This is a genomic window from Sphingomonas sp. G5, from assembly GCF_052660795.1.
The window spans coordinates 2,107,458-2,126,627 of the sequence record NZ_CP109660.1 but is presented as its reverse complement, the minus strand read 5'-3'; the positions used below and the strand labels follow the sequence as shown (position 1 = coordinate 2,126,627).

General features: G+C 70.1%; 18 protein-coding genes. 9 read left to right on the top strand and 9 right to left on the bottom strand.

The window, feature by feature from the left end; genetic code table 11:
• Positions 1 to 40 precede the first annotated feature (40 nt).
• Positions 41 to 211, top strand: coding sequence for a CsbD family protein (locus tag NE358_RS10320; RefSeq protein WP_103210933.1), 171 nt, complete (start codon positions 41 to 43; stop codon positions 209 to 211).
• Positions 212 to 323: 112 nt separating this feature from the next.
• Positions 324 to 1,292, top strand: a complete 969-nt coding sequence (locus tag NE358_RS10315; RefSeq protein ID WP_289938244.1) for an aldose 1-epimerase family protein — start codon at positions 324 to 326, stop codon at positions 1,290 to 1,292.
• Positions 1,293 to 1,352: 60 nt separating this feature from the next.
• On the opposite strand, the gene NE358_RS10310 is transcribed toward NE358_RS10315, so the two are convergent.
• Positions 1,353 to 1,763: a glucose-6-phosphate dehydrogenase gene (locus NE358_RS10310; RefSeq protein ID WP_103210931.1), complete on the bottom strand. Its 411-nt coding sequence runs from the start codon at positions 1,761 to 1,763 to the stop codon at positions 1,353 to 1,355.
• 172 nt (positions 1,764 to 1,935) lie between these two features.
• Here NE358_RS10310 and NE358_RS10305 point away from each other — a divergent pair, with 172 nt between their 5' ends.
• Positions 1,936 to 3,342: a flotillin family protein gene (locus NE358_RS10305; RefSeq protein WP_141377377.1), complete on the top strand. Its 1,407-nt coding sequence runs from the start codon at positions 1,936 to 1,938 to the stop codon at positions 3,340 to 3,342.
• A gap of 12 nt (positions 3,343 to 3,354) precedes the next feature.
• Positions 3,355 to 4,182 carry a DNA-formamidopyrimidine glycosylase family protein gene (locus tag NE358_RS10300; protein ID WP_289938240.1) on the top strand — a complete coding sequence of 276 codons (828 nt, stop codon included), beginning with the start codon at positions 3,355 to 3,357 and terminating at the stop codon, positions 4,180 to 4,182.
• Between the two features lie 167 nt (positions 4,183 to 4,349).
• On the opposite strand, the gene NE358_RS10295 is transcribed toward NE358_RS10300, so the two are convergent.
• On the bottom strand, positions 4,350 to 4,898 hold the full coding sequence (locus NE358_RS10295) for a type 1 glutamine amidotransferase domain-containing protein (RefSeq protein ID WP_289938237.1): 549 nt from the start codon (positions 4,896 to 4,898) through the stop codon (positions 4,350 to 4,352).
• Between the two features lie 139 nt (positions 4,899 to 5,037).
• Here NE358_RS10295 and NE358_RS10290 point away from each other — a divergent pair, with 139 nt between their 5' ends.
• Entirely contained in the window at positions 5,038 to 5,178 is a 141-nt protein-coding gene (locus NE358_RS10290) for a hypothetical protein (RefSeq protein ID WP_170210682.1), read from the top strand.
• Between the two features lie 144 nt (positions 5,179 to 5,322).
• On the opposite strand, the gene NE358_RS10285 is transcribed toward NE358_RS10290, so the two are convergent.
• A complete protein-coding gene (locus tag NE358_RS10285; protein WP_289938234.1) occupies positions 5,323 to 6,807 on the bottom strand; it encodes an MDR family MFS transporter in 1,485 nt (494 codons plus the stop codon).
• A 194-nt stretch (positions 6,808 to 7,001) separates the two neighbouring features.
• Between NE358_RS10285 and NE358_RS10280 the strand changes: the two genes are divergently transcribed.
• On the top strand, positions 7,002 to 8,942 hold the full coding sequence (locus NE358_RS10280; RefSeq protein ID WP_289938232.1) for an ABC transporter ATP-binding protein: 1,941 nt from the start codon (positions 7,002 to 7,004) through the stop codon (positions 8,940 to 8,942).
• Positions 8,943 to 8,974: 32 nt separating this feature from the next.
• On the opposite strand, the gene NE358_RS10275 is transcribed toward NE358_RS10280, so the two are convergent.
• The 6 genes from NE358_RS10275 to NE358_RS10250 are packed head-to-tail and all read right to left on the bottom strand — an operon-like array spanning position 8,975 to position 15,404.
• A complete protein-coding gene (locus NE358_RS10275; RefSeq protein ID WP_289938229.1) occupies positions 8,975 to 9,871 on the bottom strand; it encodes a glycosyltransferase family 2 protein in 897 nt (298 codons plus the stop codon).
• Positions 9,868 to 10,998, bottom strand: coding sequence for a cysteine desulfurase family protein (locus NE358_RS10270; protein ID WP_141377373.1), 1,131 nt, complete (start codon positions 10,996 to 10,998; stop codon positions 9,868 to 9,870). Before NE358_RS10270 ends, NE358_RS10275 begins: the two co-directional genes overlap by 4 nt.
• Positions 10,995 to 11,852, bottom strand: a complete 858-nt coding sequence (nadC, locus tag NE358_RS10265; protein WP_289938224.1) for a carboxylating nicotinate-nucleotide diphosphorylase — start codon at positions 11,850 to 11,852, stop codon at positions 10,995 to 10,997. Before nadC ends, NE358_RS10270 begins: the two co-directional genes overlap by 4 nt.
• Positions 11,846 to 13,339: an L-aspartate oxidase gene (gene nadB / locus NE358_RS10260; RefSeq protein WP_289938222.1), complete on the bottom strand. Its 1,494-nt coding sequence runs from the start codon at positions 13,337 to 13,339 to the stop codon at positions 11,846 to 11,848. The genes nadC and nadB overlap by 7 nt, the downstream gene beginning before the upstream one ends.
• Positions 13,336 to 14,667 (bottom strand): quinolinate synthase NadA, encoded by a 1,332-nt coding sequence (gene nadA / locus NE358_RS10255; protein WP_289938220.1) that lies wholly within the window; start codon positions 14,665 to 14,667, stop codon positions 13,336 to 13,338. The genes nadB and nadA overlap by 4 nt, the downstream gene beginning before the upstream one ends.
• Before the next feature lie 11 nt (positions 14,668 to 14,678).
• The gene (locus NE358_RS10250; protein ID WP_435302727.1) at positions 14,679 to 15,404 is read right to left on the bottom strand and encodes an NUDIX hydrolase; all 726 of its coding nucleotides are present in this window, start codon (positions 15,402 to 15,404) and stop codon (positions 14,679 to 14,681) included.
• Between the two features lie 237 nt (positions 15,405 to 15,641).
• Between NE358_RS10250 and NE358_RS10245 the strand changes: the two genes are divergently transcribed.
• From NE358_RS10245 to NE358_RS10235, 3 genes are all read left to right on the top strand, one after another.
• Positions 15,642 to 16,817, top strand: a complete 1,176-nt coding sequence (locus NE358_RS10245) for a MarP family serine protease (protein WP_289938216.1) — start codon at positions 15,642 to 15,644, stop codon at positions 16,815 to 16,817.
• A 156-nt stretch (positions 16,818 to 16,973) separates the two neighbouring features.
• Positions 16,974 to 17,270 (top strand): hypothetical protein, encoded by a 297-nt coding sequence (locus NE358_RS10240; RefSeq protein ID WP_289938214.1) that lies wholly within the window; start codon positions 16,974 to 16,976, stop codon positions 17,268 to 17,270.
• Complete coding sequence (locus NE358_RS10235) at positions 17,255 to 19,096, top strand: alpha/beta hydrolase (protein WP_353853282.1); 1,842 nt, start codon at positions 17,255 to 17,257, stop codon at positions 19,094 to 19,096. The genes NE358_RS10240 and NE358_RS10235 overlap by 16 nt, the downstream gene beginning before the upstream one ends.
• Positions 19,097 to 19,170 lie beyond the last annotated feature (74 nt).

Here is a 19,170-nt window from a genome sequence, read left to right as displayed (position 1 = left end):
ATCGGGAGATACCCGAAGACCACAACGGGAGGAGCCGACTATGGGACTCGACGACAAGATCAAGAACGCTGCGGAGAACATTGCTGGCAAGGCGAAGGAAGCCACCGGCAAGGCGACGGACAACGAGCGCCTCGAAGCCGAGGGCCAGGCCGACCAGACCAAGGCTCACGTCAAGAAGGCCGGCGAAGACGTCAAGGACGCCTTCAAATAAGTCGCCCTCCCCGGAATGCCTCGACCCCTCGCGGGTCGGGGCATTTCGGTTCGGGTGAAATCCGGCGGAGGGGATGCCGGGGTGGCGGGGCCGCGGCCGGGATAATGGCGACATGACCGCTGCCGTTCCCACCGAGACCCCCACCGTGGTCTCGGGCACCCCCGTCGTCCTGCGCGCCCACGGCTACGAAGCCGCGATCGCGAGCGTCGGCGCCACCCTCCGATCATTGACGCACGAGGGCCGCGACCTCGTCGTCCCCTTCGACGCCGACGAGTTACGCCCCGCCTACCGCGGCACGACGCTCGCCCCCTGGCCGAACCGTGTGGTCGACGGCATCCACCGCTTCGACGGTCTCGAGCACCAGCTGCCGTTGACCGAGCCGAATCGCGGCCACGCGCTGCACGGACTGCTGTCGTGGGTGGACTGGAACGTGCTCGAGGCAGCCGATGACGCGGCCACTCTCACCGCGACCATCACCGCGCAGGCCGGATACCCCTGGTGGCTGGTCGTCTCGACCACGTATCGCCTGGATGCCGCCGGCCTCACGCAGACTGTTCGCGCCACGAACCTGTCGGACACACCGGCGCCCTGGGGTACGGGCCCCCACCCGTATCTCGTCGCCGGTCCCGCGACGCTCGACGAGTGGACGCTCGGGCTTCCGGCCGACACCGTGCTCGAGGTCACGCCGGACCGGCTCGCGCCGGTGGCGCTGGCATCCGTCACCTCCGACGCGGAGCGCTTCGACTTCCGCGAGGAGCGGGTGCTGGGCACCGTCGAGATCGACCACGCCTACACGGGGCTGATCCGGGATGCCGACGGTCGCGCGACCGTCACGCTCACCGATCCTTCGGGCAGCGGTGTGGCCATGAGCTGGGCGGGGGAATGCGCGTGGGTGCAGATCCACACGGCCGACTTGCCGGACGGCCCGGGGACGCCGGGTCACCGCGCCGGCCTCGCCGTCGAGCCGATGACCTGCGCGCCCGACGCGTTCAACGACGACGCGTACGACTTCGACACGGGCGTCGTCTCGCTCGACCCCGGCGCCTCGCACGAGGCCGGGTGGACGATCTCGGCCCGCTGAGTCTCCCGAACACGAAGAACCGCCCCGAGGAAAATCCGGGGCGGTTCTTGGTTTCCCCGATCAGACGACCTGGGCGCCGCACATTCCGCAGTCGCCGCCGGCCGAGACCTCGACGAAGCAATCGGGGCACATCGCGCGCGTCGGGCGATCGGTGATCGGGGTGGGCTTCAGGCTCGGGGCGCGACGTTCCTTGGGCGCTGATGCGGCGCGGGCGCGGCGCGCCTCGATCGTCGGGGCGGGCGGCGGCGGGGGAGCGGCCGGCTTGTGAACCTCGCAGTAGAAGCGGACGAACCCGCCGTGATGCTTGGGGTGGCGGTGCTTGACCGCCCACAGCTCTGTGCGCTCGTAGAGCGGCCCGTCGGTGCCGCAGGCCACGCAGCGGGTGGCTTCTCCCGGAACGACCTCGGCGACGAGCACGGGAGCATCGAAGCGGATGGCATCTCGCCAGTCCTGCGACGAAACGATCTTCATGGGGGACCCTTCTGGGGCGGTTCGGGCCGCCCACTCTCAACGGTACGCTCCTCCCCACCCCGGCGGCGACCGGAACCGTGCGCACAGGGGCTGGACAGCGCCCGCAGGCCCCCGGATAGGTTGGAGGGAATTCCCCCGCGCCGCGGTTCGCGGCGCCTGTCGAAGGAGAACCATGGAATTTGCTGCTCTGGGGGCGATCGGCATCGTCGTGGTCATCGCACTCGTCGTTGTCGTCGTCGTCCTCTTGATCATCGCGGGCTTGATACGCGGGTGGTACCGCGTCGCCAAGGCCGACGAAGCACTGGTCATCGTCGGAAAGCGGCAGAGAGGGGCAGACGGGGGGTCCTCGCGCATCACCGTCATCACCGGCGGCGGCGCCATCGTGAATCCGCTGACGCAGCGCGGCGAGATGATCTCGCTGCGCGCGCGTCAGATCAAGATGGAGCCCACGGCTCAGTCGTCGAACGGCGTCACGGTCAACGTCAGCGGCGTGGCCCTGGTGAAGATCGGCTCCGACCCCGAACAGGTGCGTCGCGCGGCCGAGCGTTTCGCCTCCCAGGACAAAGCGATCGAGCAGTTCACGACCGAGCAGCTCGAAGGAGCCTTGCGCGGCGTCGTCGCGACCCTGACCGTCGAAGAATTGATGCGCGATCGACAGCGACTTTCGGACCAGATCGCCGAGGGCATCAAGGGCGACCTGTCGTCGCAGGGGCTGATTCTGGACTCTTTCCAGATCCAAGGCGTCACCGACAGCAACGGCTACATCTCGGCCCTGGGTGCGACCGAGGTCGAGCGCGTCAAGCGCGAGGCAGAGGTGGCGCGCATCAACGCGGTCCGCGAGATCCGCGCGCGACAGATCGCCACCGACGAGGCGAACCTCATCGAGCAGACGAAGCTCGACAAGAACAGCGCGGCGGCAAAGGCCGAGGTCGGTCGCGCCAACGCCGAGGCCGAGCAGGCTGAGGCGCTGACCCGCGCCGAGCGTCGACAGGCCGTGCTGCAGCAGGAGGCGCAGAACACCCAGGCCCGCCTGGAGTCCGAGGTGTCGCGCGTCGCGGACGCCGACCTGTACCAGCGTCAGAAAGACGCCGACGCCGAGGCGTACGCGCAGATCAAGGCGGCCCAGGCCCGTGCCGAGATCGCCGAGCAGGAAGCGGCCGCCGTGCGCGTGCGGGCCGAGGCCGATGCTCAGGCCGTCCGTCTCGCCGGTGAGGCGCGCGCCGAGGCGATCCGTGCCGAGGCCGAGGCCCTCTCGCACAATCAGGAAGCACTGCTCGCGCAACGTGCCCTCGAAGCCCTCGTGCCGATGATGGCCGAATTCGCCAAGGGGTACGACCGCGTCGGCAACATCACCGTCCTCGGTGGAGAGGGCGCGAGCGGTCACCTCGCGGCGGAGTCGGCAACGGGCCTGCGCTCGTCGTTCGAGGCCGTGCGCGCGGCGACCGGGATCGACCTCACCCAGATCATCCAGGGTCGTGTCGTGGCGGACTCGTTCGCCCAGGCGCAGCAGTCGAGTCAGCCCGGCTCGACGAGCTCGTACCCGGCACCGACCGCGCCCCCGGCGTCGTCGGAGTCCTGATCGCGATGACCCGTGCCTGAGGCACCCGAGGTCGAGGCGCTCGCGCATTTCCTGAGCGAGCGACTGCGCGGCCGTGCGGTCACGGGCGTCGAACTCGTCGAGGGACGCGCGCTCAAGACCCGCGCGCGTCCGCTCGACGAGATCGTCGGTCGCACGGTGACCGCGGTCTCGCGCCACGGGAAACACATCGACCTCGATCTCGACGGCGTGCATCTGGGGCTCGGCTTCGGCCGGGCCGGCTGGGCGACGTGGACCCCCTCGGCCGCGACTGACGACGAGGCGGTGCCGGCCGCAGCCGTGATCGCGCGTATCGCCTTCGACGACGGCATCCTGGGCATCATCGATGCGGGCGAGTGGCTCTCGGTGCAGCTGCACGTCGTCGATGCGGCCGAAGAGGTGCCTTCGATCGCGAAGCTCGGATTGGATGCCGCGGATCCGAGCTACTCGAGAGAGATGCTCGCCGAGGCACTGGGGCGTCGGCGCAAGCAGCTCAAGGCGCTCCTGCAGGAACAGGAGACGCTCGCCGGGATCGGGAACGCGTATTCGGACGAGATCCTGTTCGCGGCGCGGCTGGCACCGACGGCGCACGCTGCGGCGCTGAGCGAGGACGACATCACACGGCTCCACCACGCGTTGCACGACACCCTCACGGCCGCTGTCCTCGCCCGACGCGGGGTGCCGATCGCGGAGCAGAAGGCGGCGAAGGTCGCGTCGATGCGCGTGCACGGGCGCACGGGCGAACCGTGTCCGGACTGCGCCGGAGTGATCGAAGACATCCCCGGAACGAAGGGCGGCGGGCAGTGGTGTCCCTCGTGTCAGACGCTGCCGGCGGGGGACTGACCCTGGTGTCGGTGCCCTCGGGGTGCAGCCGTCGGGCGGGAGGGTCGTGAGCTGTCGCTCCGGTCGGCGTCGTCCCGCGCGATGCGACCCCGCACATCACGACCCGCGCGCCAGGGCCGACGACGAAGGCCCCGAACCGTGGTCCGGGGCCTTGGTCGAAAGCGGGCTCAGGCGGTCTGAGCGGAGTGCTTCCCCTCCGCGACCTCTTCGACCAGCTTCGCGTTGAACGCGGGGAGATCGTCGGGGTTTCGGCTCGAGACGAGACCCTGGTCGACATGCACCTCTTCGTCGACCCACGTCGCACCCGCGTTCCGCAGGTCGGTCTGCAGCGTCGGGTAGCTCGTGAGGGTGCGGCCCTTCAGCACGTCGGCCTCGGTGAGGATCCACCCGCCGTGGCAGATGACGGCGACCGGCTTGTGCTGATCGAAGAAGTCACGGGTGAACGACACGGCGTCCTTCACGATGCGGATGTCGTCGGCGTTCTGCACGCCGCCGGGGAGGACGAGGGCGTCGAAGTCGCCCGCGGAGGCACTCGAGACGGAGAGGTCGACCTTCTGCTCGTGGCCCTTCTCTCCGGTGATGCTGCCCTCGCTCGGCGAGACGAGGACGGCCTCGGCGCCGGCGGAGGTCACGGCATCCCACGGGCTGGTGAGCTCGCTGTCCTCGAAACCGTCGGTGAGCAGGAACGCGATGCGCTTGCCGTTGAGATCAGTCATGGAAAGCCCTTCTTTCTCGGTCGGGGTCTCCACGGTAGAAAGCCCCGCGAGGGGAGGGGCGGGGGTTGCGGATGCCGCGACGCAGCGTTAGCGGATACCCCCGGCCCGGGCCCTCACGCGCAGGCGTAGCATGGAGCGCATGTCTGCTGACACCACGTCCGACACGGCCGCTTCGTCGAAGCCGCTGATCGCCCTGCTGAACGCCCCCGCTGTCGAGACCGAGAACGGCGAGAAGCCGTCCGCGTCGCAGTGCTGCGGCGGCGGTTCCTGCTCTCTCTGAGTCCACGTCGGCGCGCGACCAGTCGCGACCTTGTCCGGCACCACCGGACCTCGCAGTGAGTAAGACTGCTCGCGAGGTCTAGCTGCACACGGTCCGCGCGGCCGGGCGAGCGCGACCGCAGGGCCGCGCCCGCCTCGACGGAGATCAGTGGGCGCTGACGGGAGCGTCCGTTTCCTCGCCCTCCGCGGGCTTGCGGACGAAGCACGCGAGAATGACGGCTGCGGTGGCGATCACCGCGCCGACGACGAACGACGCGTGCACGCCGGATGCGACGGCACCGGCCTGATCGACGCCACCGGCGAGAGCGGCGCTCGAGAAGACCGTCATGATGGCCACGAAACCGGCCGTGCCGGCGGCCCCGGCGACCTGCTGCGCCGTACCCACCACGGCGCTGCCGTGAGAGTAGAGACGGCGGGGGAGCGAGCCGAGCGCGGACGTCATGAGCGGCGTGAACACGAGGCCCAGTCCCAGGTTCAGGGCGAGGTACACCGTGACGATCCACCAGATGGGGGTGCCCTGGCCGAAGGTCAGCGCCATCGTCCACAGCACGGCGGCCGCGATCAACATGCCCGGGATGACGAGCGGGGTAGGCCCGAAGCGGTCGAAGAGGCGGCCGACGATCGGGGCCATGACGCCCATGAGCACGCCGCCCGGGAGCAGCATGAGACCGACCGTGAGGCTGCTGAGGCCGAGCGCCTGCTGCAGGAAGATGGGCAGGAGGATGAGCGAGCCGAACAGCGCGGCCATCACGATCGCCACCAGGGGCACGGCGAGTCGGAACGACGGGCTCTGGAAGACGCGCAGGTCGAGCAGAGCGGAGTCGGAGCGCTGCAGACGGAGCTGACGGACGACGAACACGGCGACGAAGACCACGCCGACGACGAGCGGGATCCACACCGGCACGGACGCGTGCCCGGAGGCCGATTCGCCGATGGCGCTGAGACCGTAGACGAGGCCGCCGAAGCCGACCGCCGACAGGACGACCGAGAGCACGTCGAAGCGCGCGTCAGGGCGCGTCTGGGTGACGTTGCGGACCCAGCGCGCTCCGAGAGCGATGGACACCAGCGCGATGGGGAGGATGAGCCAGAAGATCGCGTGCCAGGTGAGCGCCGACAGGATGAGCCCGGATACCGTCGGCCCCACGGCGGGTGCGACGGCGATGACGATGGTGACGACGCCCATCACGCGGCCGCGCTTGTTCGCCGGAACGAGGTTCAGAACCGTCGTGAACAGCAACGGCATCATCACGCCCGTACCCATCGCCTGGACGATGCGGCCCGCGAGCAGGACCCCGAACGCGGGCGCGAGCGCGGCGACGAGGGTGCCGAGCGCGAAGACGCCCATCGCGCTGAAGAAGACGACGCGGATGGGGAAGCGTTCGAGGAGGAAGCCGGTCAGGGGGATGACGACGGCCATCGTCAACAGGAACGCCGAGGTGAGCCATTGGCCGGTCGCGGCGCTCACTCCGAAGTCCGCCATGATCGCCGGCAGGGCGACGGACATGGTGGTCTCGTTGAGGATGACGACGAACGCGGCGACGACAAGCAGAGCGATGACGGGGCCGGAGCGGTGCGACGGTGAGGAAGCGGTGCTCTCCGGAGAGACGGGGATGGTGCCGGTGGCGGCCATGACGAGGTCCTTTACGTGCGGGGGGCTTCGTGGCGCCACGGTGGGCGACTGCGACGGACACAACGGGTGCGCGGACTCGGATATTCCGATATCGAGACAACCGATCAAAGGTCGTTCGTTAGCGACCCTATCGAGGGCATCCGACATCGCCGGCCCGGCGCTCGGTGTCGGCGGTCGGACGTAGGCTGACGAGCATGAGCATGGGGATGGGCGGGAGCATGTTCCGCGGCGTCGACGCGGACGTGCAGCGTCGTCGCAACGCCCAGGCCCCGCGCGTGCAGAACCTCGGGCGCCGCGTCATCGACCTGTTCCGGCCCTACCGCGGTCGTATCGCCTTCACGGCGCTCCTCGTGGTGGTGGGCGCGGCGGTGGCCGTGATCCCGCCTCTGCTCGTGCAGCGCATCTTCGACGACGCGCTCTTCCCCATCGACGGGTCGCCGCCCGACCTGCGGCTCCTCGCGTTCCTCGTGAGCGTCATGATCGGCCTCTTCCTCGTCTCTGCGGCACTCAACGTCGGGCAGACCTGGCTTACCGCGACCGTGGGGAACCGGGTCACGGGCGACCTGCGGACGCGTCTGTTCGACCACCTTCAGAACATGGAGCTCGGCTTCTTCACGCGCACGAAGACGGGCGTCATCCAGTCCCGCCTCCAGAACGACGTGGGGGGCGTCTCGGGGGTCCTGACCAATACGGTGACGAGCATCCTCGGCAACGCCGTCACGGTCATCGCATCCCTCGTGGCGATGATCCTCATCGACTGGCGTCTGACCCTCATCGCCGTCGCGCTCATGCCGTTCCTGCTGTTCGTGCAGCGGCGCGTGGGCCAGGTGCGTGCGCGCATCGCCGGTGAAACGCAGGAGTCGCTGTCGGAGCTGTCGGCGATCACGCAAGAGACGCTCAGCGTCTCGGGCATCCTGCTGTCGAAGTCGTTCAACCGTCAGCGCACCGAGTCCGCGCGCTTCGACGCCGAGAACGACAACCAGGTGCGCCTGCAGGTGCGGCGTGCCATGAGCGGTCAAGGCTTCTTCGCCGTCGTCCAGGTGATCATGTCGAGCGTTCCGGCGGTCATCTACCTGGTCGCCGGGTACCTCATCGGCGGCGGCGTGGGAGCGATCACGGCCGGCACGATCGTCGCCTTCACCACGGTGCAGGCGCGGTTGCTCATGCCGCTGATGGGGCTCATGCGCGTCGCCCTCGACGTGCAGACCTCGTCGGCTTTGTTCGCCCGCATCTTCGAGTACCTCGACCTGCGTCCGGCGATTGTCGACGACGCCGACGCCCTGCCCGTCTCGGCGGCCCCCGGTCCGGTGGGGCGCATCGAGTTCCGCGACGTCGAGTTCCGCTACCCCGATGCGCCGGAGCAGGCGCGGCCGACCCTCGACGGCGTCTCGTTCACCGTCGATCCGGGTCAGCACGTCGCCTTCGTCGGCCCCTCGGGCGCCGGTAAGACGACGATCCTCTACCTCACGCCCCGGATGTACGAAGCAACCGGGGGAGCGGTGATGTTCTCGGGTGCCGACGTTCGCTCCCTCGAGCGGGCGTCGATCATCGACGAGATCGGCATCGTCTCGCAAGAGACCTACCTCTTCCACGCGACCGTGCGCGAGAATCTGCGGTACGCCCGGCCCGACGCCACCGACGACGAGATCGAGGCCGCCTGCCGTGCGGCCAACATCCACCACGTCATCGACTCGTTCGAGGCGGGATACGACACCATCGTCGGCGAACGCGGCTATCGACTCTCGGGCGGAGAGAAGCAGCGCATCGCGATCGCGCGCGTCCTGCTGAAAGACCCACCGGTGCTGCTCCTCGACGAAGCGACGAGCGCCCTCGACACCGTGTCGGAGCGCATCGTGCAAGAGGCTCTCGAGACCGCGTCGCACGGGCGCACGACCCTTTCGATCGCGCATCGCCTGTCGACGGTGATCGGCGCCGACCAGATCCACGTGGTGGATGCCGGCCGCATCGTCGAATCGGGCACCCACTCCGAACTGCTGGCCGCGGGTGGCCTGTATTCGAGCCTCGCCGCCGAGCAGCTCGCCGCCTCGTTCGTCCTGGCAGAAGAGGAACACGACTCTGCCGGTCTCGCGCGCGCAGCGCTCCCCGCTCGCCGCGCCGACGAGGCCCCCGCCTAGGCGACGGAGGCTGCTGAGACCGGTGTGACCGCTCAGCCGGGAAGCGTCTCCAGGAACGCGTCGAGCGCGATGCGGTACGCGGGGTCGGGGTGCGTCTCGGCGATCAGCTGCAGCGGCGGGAGATCGAGGGTGCGGATGAGGGCTCCGCGCTCCTGCACCGCCGCGTCGGCCCCGGCCTCGCGGAGAACCGCGATGCCCTCGCCGAGGGCGTCGAGGTAGTCGCGCAGCACGTCGAGCTCGTCGAGACGCTGGGTGATCGACCCGCCCTCGCGGCGCTGGCGCCAGTCGACGACGACGTCGGGGATGACGTCGAACGCCGTGGCCGCCGTGTACATGCGCTGCGTGAGGACCTGGTCCTCGTAGTAGCGCCCCTCGGGAAAGCGCAGGCCGTGCGTGTTCCAGAACCGCGTGCGGCTCATCTTCGACCACGCCACGATGTTCCCCGAGGCCGCGGGATGCTCCGCGATCGTCGTGCGCTCGCGGGCGGGAGAAGTGGATGCCGTGACCCACGGTTGCACGTCGCCGGTCGTGTACCCCGGGGTGTCGGCATCCGGTCGCAGACGGACGTACGCGCCGACGGCGAAGTCGCTGCCGGTTCGATCGAGAGTGTCGGCGAGCCGCGTGAGTGCGTCGGGGCGGAAGCGGTCGTCGGCGTCGAGGAAGGCGACGTACGGGGTGTTGACGCGTGACAGGCCGGTGTTGCGGGCGGCGCCCAGCCCGCGCTGCTTTTCATGCCGCTCGAGTCGGAAACGGGGATCGGAGGCAGCGGCGTCGGCGAAGATGCGGGTGGTGTCGTCGATGGAGGCGTCGTCGACGAGGACCGCCGTCCAGTGCCGGTGCGTCTGTGCGCGCAGGGAGTCCAGGGCCTCCTCCGCGAAGGCGGCGACGTCGTATCCGGGGACGATGACGGTGACGGGAGTGGAACTCACCCGCGCGAGCCTACGGCGGATACGGCGTCGGCGACCGCATCTGCGACGGCGTCGAGAGAACCCGTCAGTCCATGCGGGAGGGAGAAACGCACGGCCGTGCGAGCCTCGTCGGGCGAGAGCCCCACGGCGAGGAGCACGTGCGAGGCCTCGTCACTGCCCGCCGCGCACGCCGAGCCACTCGATGAGACAACCCCGTGACGCTCCAGCTCGAGCAGGACGGTCTCGCCGTTCGTTCCCGGAAAGACGAAGCTGGCGGTCCCGGGAAGCCGGCGCTGCGGGTGACCGGTGAGGCGTGCGCCGGGCACCGTTGCGAGCACCCGTCTGATGAAGGCATCGCGCAGGGTCTCGACCCGGGCCGCATCGGCCGCCCGTTCCGCTTCGGCGAGCGTCAGGGCGGTGGCGATCGCCACCGCCCCCGCGACGTCGGGGGTGCCGGAGCGTCGGCCGCGCTCCTGCCCGCCCCCGTGCAGCAGCGGCTCGAACGGCAGGCGCCCGCGCACGGCCAGGATCCCGGTGCCCTTCGGGGCGCCGATCTTGTGGCCGGCGACCGTCACGGCATCCGCTCCGAGTCCCGCCAGGGGAAGCCACCCGGCGGCCTGGACGGCGTCGAGATGGAGGGGAATCCCGCGTTGGTGAGCGACGGCCGCGAGGGCGGCGGCGTCCTGAACCGTTCCGATCTCGTTGTTGGCGTAGCCCACGCTGACGAGCCCCGTGTCGTCGCACAGCACGCCGGCGAGCGCTTCGGGCGTCAGAGTGCCGGTGTCGTCGACCCGAGCGTGGGTCACGCGCACCCCGTGCAGGCGTGACAGGTAGTCCGCGGAGGCCAGCACCGACTCGTGCTCGATCGCCGTCGTGACGAGATGTCGACGACCCGACCCCAGCACGATTCCCTTGATCGCCGCGTTGTTGGACTCGGTGCCGCCGGAGGTGAAGACCACGTCGCCGGCGCGGAACCCGAGGACGGCGGCGACCCGCGCGCGAGCCTCGTCGAGGGCGGATGCCGCGGCCTCGCCCACCTCGTGATGGCTCGACGGATTGCCGAAGAACCGCGTGAGGTAGGGCGCCATCGCCTCGCGCACCTCGGGGCGCACGGGGGTGGTGGCAGCGTTGTCGAGGTAGAGACTCACGCCGTCTCGATGCGGATGTCGAGGCCCAGATCGAGGGCGGAGGCCGAGTGCGTGAGCGCGCCGACCGAGATGACGTCGACCCCGGTCTCGGCGATCGCCCGCACGGTGTCGAGCGTCACGCCGCCCGAAGCCTCGACCTGGGCGGCCCCGGCGATGCGAGCGACGCCCGTGCGCAAGTCGTCGATCGAGAAGTTGTCGAGCATGATCGTTCCGACGCCGGCGGCGAGCACCGCGTCGATCTGCTCGAGCCGGTCCACCTCGACCTCGACGTGCGTGGTGTGAGGGAGTCGGGCGATGGCGCTCTCGAGCGCCTGCGTCACCGAGAGCCCACTGGCGGTCAGCACCGCGAGGTGGTTGTCCTTGGCCATGACGGCATCCGACAGCGAGAAGCGGTGATTGTGGCCGCCGCCGTCGCGGACGGCCTGGCGTTCGATCGCGCGCAGGCCCGGCGTGGTCTTGCGCGTGTCGACGATCCGCGCGCCGGTGTGGGCGACCTCGGCGACATAGCGGCTGGTGAGGGTCGCGATCCCCGACATGCGCTGCACGAAGTTGAGGCCGATGCGCTCGGCCGTGAGCACACCTCGCGCCGGTCCCGTGACCACGGCGAGCGTGTCGCCGGGGGTGAACCGCGCGCCGTCGGTGATCTGCAGCTCGACGGTGATCGAGGGGTCGGTGAGGGTGAACGCGGCGACGAACACCGCCGAGCCGCTGAACACCCCCTCGACGCGTGCCACGAGCTCGGCGCGCGCGGTGGCGTGCTCGGGGATCAAGGTCTCGCTGGTGAGGTCGCCCCAGGGGGCGTCCTCGTCGAGGGCGGCCGAGACGACGCGGTCGATCGTGGCGTGGGTCAGCATGCGAGGACCTCCTGGAGATCGGGACGGGATGCCGAGGACTCGGTGTCGGAGCGGAAGTGCGCGCCCACCGAGGTCGTGCGGGCAAGAGCTGCGGTGACCACGTGCGTGGCGAGGAGGAGGAGGTTGGCGTCCTCGATGCTGCGCGGTGCGGGCTCGGCGTTCCAGGCGGCGAGCACGGCGGCCGCGCGGCGCAGACCCGTCGCCTCCCGTTCGAGCCCCGCCTCGGCCCACATGAGTTGCTGCAGGGCGCGACGAGAGAACGGGGGAGCGTCCACCGCGGGGGCGACGTCGAGACATCGAACGGTGCGCGTCGAGAACGCCGGCCAGGCGTCGCCGCGGGCCACGGCATCCCCGGCGCGCGCTCCGAACACCGCTCCTTCGAGAAGCGAATTGGATGCCAGACGGTTCGCCCCGTGCACGCCGGTGCGGGCCGTCTCGCCGACCGCGTACAGTCCGGGCAGCGTGGTGCGTCCGTCGAGGTCGGTGACGATGCCGCCCATGAGGTAGTGCGCCGCCGGGGTCACGGGGATCGGATCGCGGCCCCAATCGAGCCCGCGCTCGTGCACCGCTGCGTCGATCGTGGGAAAGCGCTGGGCGAGTCGTTCGCGGCCGATGGCGGTGGCATCCAGCCGGACGGGGCGACCGCCCTGCGCGGCCATCGCGCGGGCGTTCGCGCGAGCGACGACGTCACGCGGAGCGAGTTCGCCGTCGGGGTGGGAGTCGAAGACGAACCGTCGACCGGCATCGTCGATCAGGACGGCGCCCTCTCCGCGGACGGCCTCCGAGACCAGGAACGGGATGCCGTCGGCCAGCGCCGTGGGGTGGAACTGCACGAACTCCAGGTCGTCGACAGCCGCCCCCGCGCGAAGAGCCGCGGCGACTCCGTCGCCTGTCGCGCCGAGGGGGTTGGTGGTGTGGGCGTAAAGCTGTCCCGCGCCCCCGGTGGCCAGGATCACCGCGTCGGCGTCGAGGCGCTCGCCGCCATCGAGCTCGATGCCGCTGATGCGGCCGTCCATGACCACCAGATCGCGGAGGAGGGCGTGCTCGCGCACCTCGATCCCCGCGGCGCGTACGGACGCGCCGAGAGCAGCCTGGATCGCGGCACCTGTCGCGTCGCCTCCGGCGTGCAGAACGCGGGGGACCGCATGAGCGGCCTCGAGGCCCCGGGAGAAGTCGCCATCGGCAGCGCGGTCGAAGACGACTCCGCGTGCCACGAGTTCGGCGATGCGCTCCGGGCCATCGCCGACCAGGACGTCGACGGCGGCGGGATCGTTCAGCCCCGCGCCGGCGGTGATCGTGTCGGCCGCGTGCGAAGCCACCGTGTCGGCCGCGCTGGTCACGGCGGCGATCCCGCCCTGCGCCCAGCGCGTGTTCGTGTCGGGCAGGGCGCCCTTGGTCACGACCGTGACACGGCATCCGTTCTCGGAAGCGTGCAGCGCCGCCGTGAGACCGGCGATGCCGCTGCCCACCACGACGACGGCGGTCACTTCACCGCGCCGTTCGGCTTCGCGGCGAGCATGCGCTCGAGCGCGACGGTGGCGGGCTCGGCGACATCGGCCGGTACCGTGATGCGGTTGACGACGGTGCCGTCGACGAGCGACTCGAGCACCCACGCGAGGTAACCCGGGTGGATGCGATACATCGTCGAGCACGGGCAGACGACGGGGTCGAGACAGAAGATCTCGTGCTGGGGGTACTGGGCGGCGAGGCGCTGCACGAGGTTGATCTCCGTGCCGATCGCGAAGGTCGTCGGCTCGGTCGCCGCTGCGATCGCCTTGCGGATGATGTCGGTCGAGCCTGCCTCGTCGGCGGCATCGACCACGTCCATCGGGCATTCCGGGTGCACGATCACGCGGACGCCGGGGTGCTCGGCGCGAGCCCTGTCGATCTGGTCGACCGTGAAGCGGCGGTGCACCGAGCAGAATCCGTGCCACAGGATCACGCGGCTCTCGACGATCTCGGCGTCGGAGGAGCCCCCGAGAGGTTTCCTCGGGTTCCACATCGGCATCTGCTCGAGGGGCACGCCCATTGCCTTGGCGGTGTTGCGGCCCAGGTGCTGGTCGGGGAAGAAGAGCACCCGGCGTCCGCGCGCGAACGCCCACTCGAGCACCGTGCGGGCATTGGACGAGGTGCAGACGATTCCGCCGTGGCGGCCCACGAAACCCTTGATGGCGGCGCTGGAATTCATGTAGGTCACCGGGATCACGGGAACCAGGCCCTCGGCATCCGGGGTCTCGAGATCGCCCAGCACGTCCGCGAGCTGCTCCCAGCACTCTTCGACCTGGTCGATGTCGGCCATGTCGGCCATGGAGCAGCCCGCCGCGAGGTTCGGGAGGATCACGGCCTGCCCGGGTCGCGAGAGCAGATCGGCGGTCTCGGCCATGAAGTGCACGCCGCAGAACACGATCGCCTCGGCCTCGGGGCGGTCCTTCGCGGCGTTGGCGAGCTGGAAGGAGTCGCCCACGTAGTCGGCGTGGCGCACGACCTCTTCGCGCTGGTAGAAGTGCCCCAGCACCACGACCCGGTCCCCGAGAGTCTCTTTCGCTGCACGGATGCGGGCGTCGAGGTCGTCGTCGGAGGCGTCGCGGTACCGCTGCGGCAGCTCGCCCTGGCGCGGGGCGCCGGTGGGGATGACGTCGCCCATCGATGAGCCGGGGCCGTAGCCGGGGCGCGTGTCGAAGTCCCAGGGGCCGACCGCAAGGTCGGTGGTGCAGGTCGCGTCGGTGGAGGCGCCGGCGACGATCGCCTGGATCGCGTGGTCGACGCTGGGGTCGATCGCGGGACGGGGCTGCAGGGTGAGGGGGGTGGCGGACATGGGCGTTCCGATCAGTGACGGGACGGGAGCGGGCCGCGGTCGGCGAGCTCCACATCGCGGTTGTAGCGGTACAGGCGGGCGGGGCGATGGCTTCCGGTGCGGAAGCGCTCGGTCGGGATGAGCGTGTCGGAGGTGTCGACCTGACGGCGGAAGTTCGCCGGATCCAGGCGCTTGCCCAGGATCGTCTCGTTCACCTCGCGCAGATCGGCGAGGGTGAACTCGTCGGGCAGCAGCCCGTGCGCGATGCGGCTGTAGCCGACCTTGTTGCGCAGGCGCCACAGCGTGTACTCGACGATGTCGTTGTGGTCGAACGCCAGGGCCGGGAGATCGTTCGCGTCGAACCACTCCACGTTCTCGGGGGCGTCGCCCTCTCGCGCGTGGGCGGCGACCTGCGCGTCGACCTCGTCGGAGCGCAGCAGCGCCCAGTACACGATCGACACCACGCGCGTGGGCGAGCGGTCCACGGCCCCGAAGGCGTAGAGCTGCTCGAGATAGCTGGGGGTGAGGCCCGTCGTCTCGGCGAGGGTGCGGGATGCCGCGGTGTCGAGCTCTTCGGTCGCATCGAGCCAGCCGCCGGGCAGGGCCCACCGTCCATCGAACGGGTCGCGCGTGCGGCGGACCAGGGGGAGCGACAGGACGGGCTCGTCGTGTTCGTCGCGTCGGACGCTGAAGATCACGGTCGACACCGCGACGCGCACGCCGGCATCGCGGGACTCGGGGTGAGGGGTTCTTGTCATGGTGACCATATCTCCGGAACCGATCTTAGTGTCATTCCGACTCGAAGGGCGAATTCCAGACGAGCCCGTCTGGATCGGGGCGGATCGTGCGGTGCGGGGCGTGAAATCACCGCCCCGAACGTCGGACGCGCCTCGAACCGGTGCGCGCCGCGGATGCCCGGCGGCCGGCCCGGCCCGCGCGTCGAAAGGGTTCTCTCAGACGGGCGTCCTAGCCTCGAAGCGAACACAGGAGGTCGGATGCCGATCGTCGACATCGCCCTGATCGCCCTTCTGGCGGTCGCACTCGCCGTGGGTCTGTCCCGGGGCTTTCTCGCCACCGTCGGCTTCTTCGCGGGCCTCGCGCTCGGTGCCGTCGCCGCGTACTGGGCGCTGCCGTTCGTCGGTCAGTGGGTCACCGACCTCGCGTGGCGCGGACCCGCCATGATCGGCGCCGGGATCGCGCTCCTCGTGATCGGCTCGGGTCTCGGCAGTGCCGTGGGCGGCTTCTTCCGTCGTGGTGCCGACCGCATCAAGCTGCGCGTCCCCGAGCGCCTCCTCGGCGGGGTCGTCAACGTCGCGGCCGCCGCCCTCACGATCTCGTTCGTCGCCGGCTCACTCACCCCGGTGGGAGTCCCCGTCGTCTCCGCCGCACTCGGCTCCTCGGCCGTGGTGCGCACGATCGACGACCTCACGCCCGCTCCCGTGCGCGGTGCGCTCGCCGACCTGCGAGGAACGATCTTCGCCGACGGCATCCCTCGTCTGGGCGAGCTCATCCAGATCGGTCCGGTTCCCACGACCCCGAGCATCGCCCTCGACGACCCCGCTCTCACCCAGGCCGCGCAGTCGGTCGCACGGATCTCGGGCACCGCCTATGCGTGCGGCATCACCTCGAGCGGCTCGGGCTTCGTCGTGGCCGAGAACCGCGTCGTCACCAATGCGCACGTCGTCGCGGGGGTCGACACCCCGCTCGTGGAGCTCCCGGGGCGTCCGGCGCGCGAAGGCCGCGTCGTCTACTTCGACCCGATCGACGACATCGCGGTCATCTCCGTCGACCAGTTGGATGCCGCGGCCCTGCCGATCGCGCAGACGCTCGCGGTGGGCGCTCCCGCCGTCGTCCAGGGCTATCCGGGTGGAGGGCCGTTCACCTCGGGAAGCGCGCAGATCCTCTCGGAGGGGACGGTTCCGGTCCCCGACATCTACGACGACTCACGCGCTCCGCGCGACATCTACGCCCTGGCCGGCATCGTGCGCCCGGGTAACTCGGGCGGTCCGCTGCTGACCACCTCGGGCCAGGTCGCGGGCATCGTGTTCGCCCGCTCCGACACCGACGACGACGTCGGCTACGCCATGACGCCCACCGAGCTCGAACCGGTGATGGCGCAGATGGGGTCGTTGTCGGCGCCCGTGGCATCCGGGAGCTGCACGCGCGGCTAAGGCGCCTCCGCGCCTCGGGTGGTGAGGAGGCCAACGCGCCACCCGCTTCGGCGAGCGCTTTCGGCTCCGCCGGCGACGAGGGCCGTCGGCCGTGAGGCGGGTGAATTTTCCCTCTGGCGCCTGGTATGGCTGCGTCATCTGTCTATGCTCCTGCGCATGGGGGACATCTCGATATCGGTCGATGAGGTGCGGCGGGTCGCGGAGAAGATGGTCGACGTCGTGCCCGGTGAGCCCGATGTCTGGGGCTTCTCCGTCGCCGACCAGCCCGACCTGAACCTCGCCCTGGCGGAGTTCGTCGGGTGCATGAACGACTGCACCGCCGAACGTCGCCGTGGTGTCCAGGCGCTCGCGGCGGGGCTACGCGAGGTCGCGGACATGTTCGAGAGCCTGGACGCCAGCGCCCAGGCCGACGTTCGAGCGCTGGGCGCCGTCGAGGGGTGGGTCATCGAGTGACTGCCGAACTCGGTGATACGCGAGACCCATCCGCCCTCATCCCCGGCGATGTCGCCGCTCTGTATCGGGCGATCTCCGCGTGGCGGGTGCGTGAGCAGAACGCCGACGAGGTCGGGGCAGCGCTCCGGACGATGCAGGCTGTCGCGGACTGGACCGGCGAAGCGGCCGACGCCTACGGGACGCGTGTCGGGGCTGTGGCGTCCGGCTGGTCCGCCATGGCGGCCGCCTTCCGGCGCGGTGGATCGGCACTCGAAGACGTCGCCGCCGCGATCGACGCTGCACGGGCAAGGGCCGGAGACGCCGTCGACCTGTGGGACCGAGCCGACGCGCTCGACGCTGCGGCTTTCCAAGAGCCACCCGCCACGCCCACCGGTTGGCTCGGGCCGGACCGACGAGCGTTCCTGGGTTCCGGACCGCGAGCAGAGGCCAGGGCGGTCCTCGCGGATGCGCGTGCGGCACTCCGCGATGCCGCGCAAAGGGCGGCTGCCGTGCTTCGCGCCGCCATCGCCGTGCCCGGCCTGGGCGCCGACGAGTGGGCGGCTCTCCTGACGGGTTGTGCGAATCCCGGCCAGGTGCTCGACGCTCTCGCCGGCGCGGACGCCGGGAGTCTGGCCGCTCTTCTGCGGGCCCGCCCGAACCTCGCCGGGATTCTCGCCCGGGCAGAGCCGGCGGCCGTCGCACCGTGGTGGGCGCACCTGGACGCGGCGCAGAAAAACGCGCTCATCCACGCCGCCCCGGCGATCATCGGCAACCTCGGGGGAGTCGCCTACGCCGCTCGCGACGAGGCGAACCGCATCTGGCTCGAGGACCAGCTCGCAGACGCGCGCGCAGCGCTGGCCGATGCGGAGAAGCCACCGACATACGACGAGATCGTCGGGGGACAGGCCGCCGCCGAGGCGTATGCCGAGCGGCTCGATCGTGCGCGTTCTCGGGTGGAGGGCCTTGAGAACATCGAGTCGTCGCTGACGCCACCTGCCGGCGGCGCCCCTCGACACCTCATCACTCTCACGGGGGACGCACCCCCTCTCGCCGCGATATCCATCGGCGATCTCGACACCGCGGACAACATCACGTACGCCGTGCCCGGCATGGGAACCACGACCGAGGGGATGGACGGTTGGTCGCGCGCCGCTCAGAACCTCCTCGATCAGCAAAACCGCGCGGATCCGGGCCATTCCCATGCGACCGTGGCCTGGATCGGGTACAAGACCCCGCCCGTGCCGATCATGGAGGGAGGCTTCGACGTCATGCATAACGACCTGGCTGACGCGGGAGCAGCGAACCTCGCTCGTGACTTGCGTTCCCTTGACCACGTCAACTCCGGAGCGCAAGTGAACATTGTGGCGCATTCCTACGGGACCACCACGGCGTCTCTGGCTCTGACTGAAGACCAGGTCCACGTCGACTCCTTCGTCACGCTAGGTTCAGCAGGTTTGCCGACGAACATTGATTCGGCGTCGGACATACATGCGGATTCCGTGTTCTCGGGGCAGGCCCAGGACGTTTGGGCGATAGATCCTGCTCGAGGCGATCAGTGGGCGTGGACAGGGCGTCTGGCTCCTGACCATTCCGTCAATCCGATCAGCCCGGATTTCGGATCACACGCATTCAGCGTCGCCGGAGACGGAGCGCTGCGCGCGGTCAACGATCATGGCGCAGTCACATCGGATGAGGGGGGTTATCTTGACAAGCAGACGGAGTCTTTGCGCAACGTGGCCCTCGCCACGACCGGACGTGGTGATCTCGTGTCGCCTTATGTTCCGCCAGCTCCGACCCCGCTGCAGAAAGCGCTGATCGAAGGATTGACGAATGGCTTCTCGAACTAGTCGGCCCGTCCTTGCGATGGTGCTCGGAGCGCTCGTCCTCATCTCACCGATCACTTTGGCCGGCTGTGTGCAAT

Bases quoted from the DNA above. Each gene is read 5' to 3' on its own strand.
- NE358_RS10285 (WP_289938234.1), bottom strand. From the start codon at position 6,807: ATGGCCGCCACCGGCACCATCCCCGTCTCTCCGGAGAGCACCGCTTCC.
- NE358_RS10250 (WP_435302727.1), bottom strand. From the start codon at position 15,404: ATGACAAGAACCCCTCACCCCGAGTCCCGCGATGCCGGCGTGCGCGTC.
- nadA (WP_289938220.1), bottom strand. From the start codon at position 14,667: ATGTCCGCCACCCCCCTCACCCTGCAGCCCCGTCCCGCGATCGACCCC.
- NE358_RS10290 (WP_170210682.1), top strand. From the start codon at position 5,038: ATGTCTGCTGACACCACGTCCGACACGGCCGCTTCGTCGAAGCCGCTG.
- NE358_RS10295 (WP_289938237.1), bottom strand. From the start codon at position 4,898: ATGACTGATCTCAACGGCAAGCGCATCGCGTTCCTGCTCACCGACGGT.
- NE358_RS10310 (WP_103210931.1), bottom strand. From the start codon at position 1,763: ATGAAGATCGTTTCGTCGCAGGACTGGCGAGATGCCATCCGCTTCGAT.
- NE358_RS10245 (WP_289938216.1), top strand. From the start codon at position 15,642: ATGCCGATCGTCGACATCGCCCTGATCGCCCTTCTGGCGGTCGCACTC.
- NE358_RS10315 (WP_289938244.1), top strand. From the start codon at position 324: ATGACCGCTGCCGTTCCCACCGAGACCCCCACCGTGGTCTCGGGCACC.
- NE358_RS10305 (WP_141377377.1), top strand. From the start codon at position 1,936: ATGGAATTTGCTGCTCTGGGGGCGATCGGCATCGTCGTGGTCATCGCA.
- NE358_RS10280 (WP_289938232.1), top strand. From the start codon at position 7,002: ATGAGCATGGGGATGGGCGGGAGCATGTTCCGCGGCGTCGACGCGGAC.
- NE358_RS10240 (WP_289938214.1), top strand. From the start codon at position 16,974: ATGGGGGACATCTCGATATCGGTCGATGAGGTGCGGCGGGTCGCGGAG.
- nadC (WP_289938224.1), bottom strand. From the start codon at position 11,852: ATGCTGACCCACGCCACGATCGACCGCGTCGTCTCGGCCGCCCTCGAC.
- NE358_RS10320 (WP_103210933.1), top strand. From the start codon at position 41: ATGGGACTCGACGACAAGATCAAGAACGCTGCGGAGAACATTGCTGGC.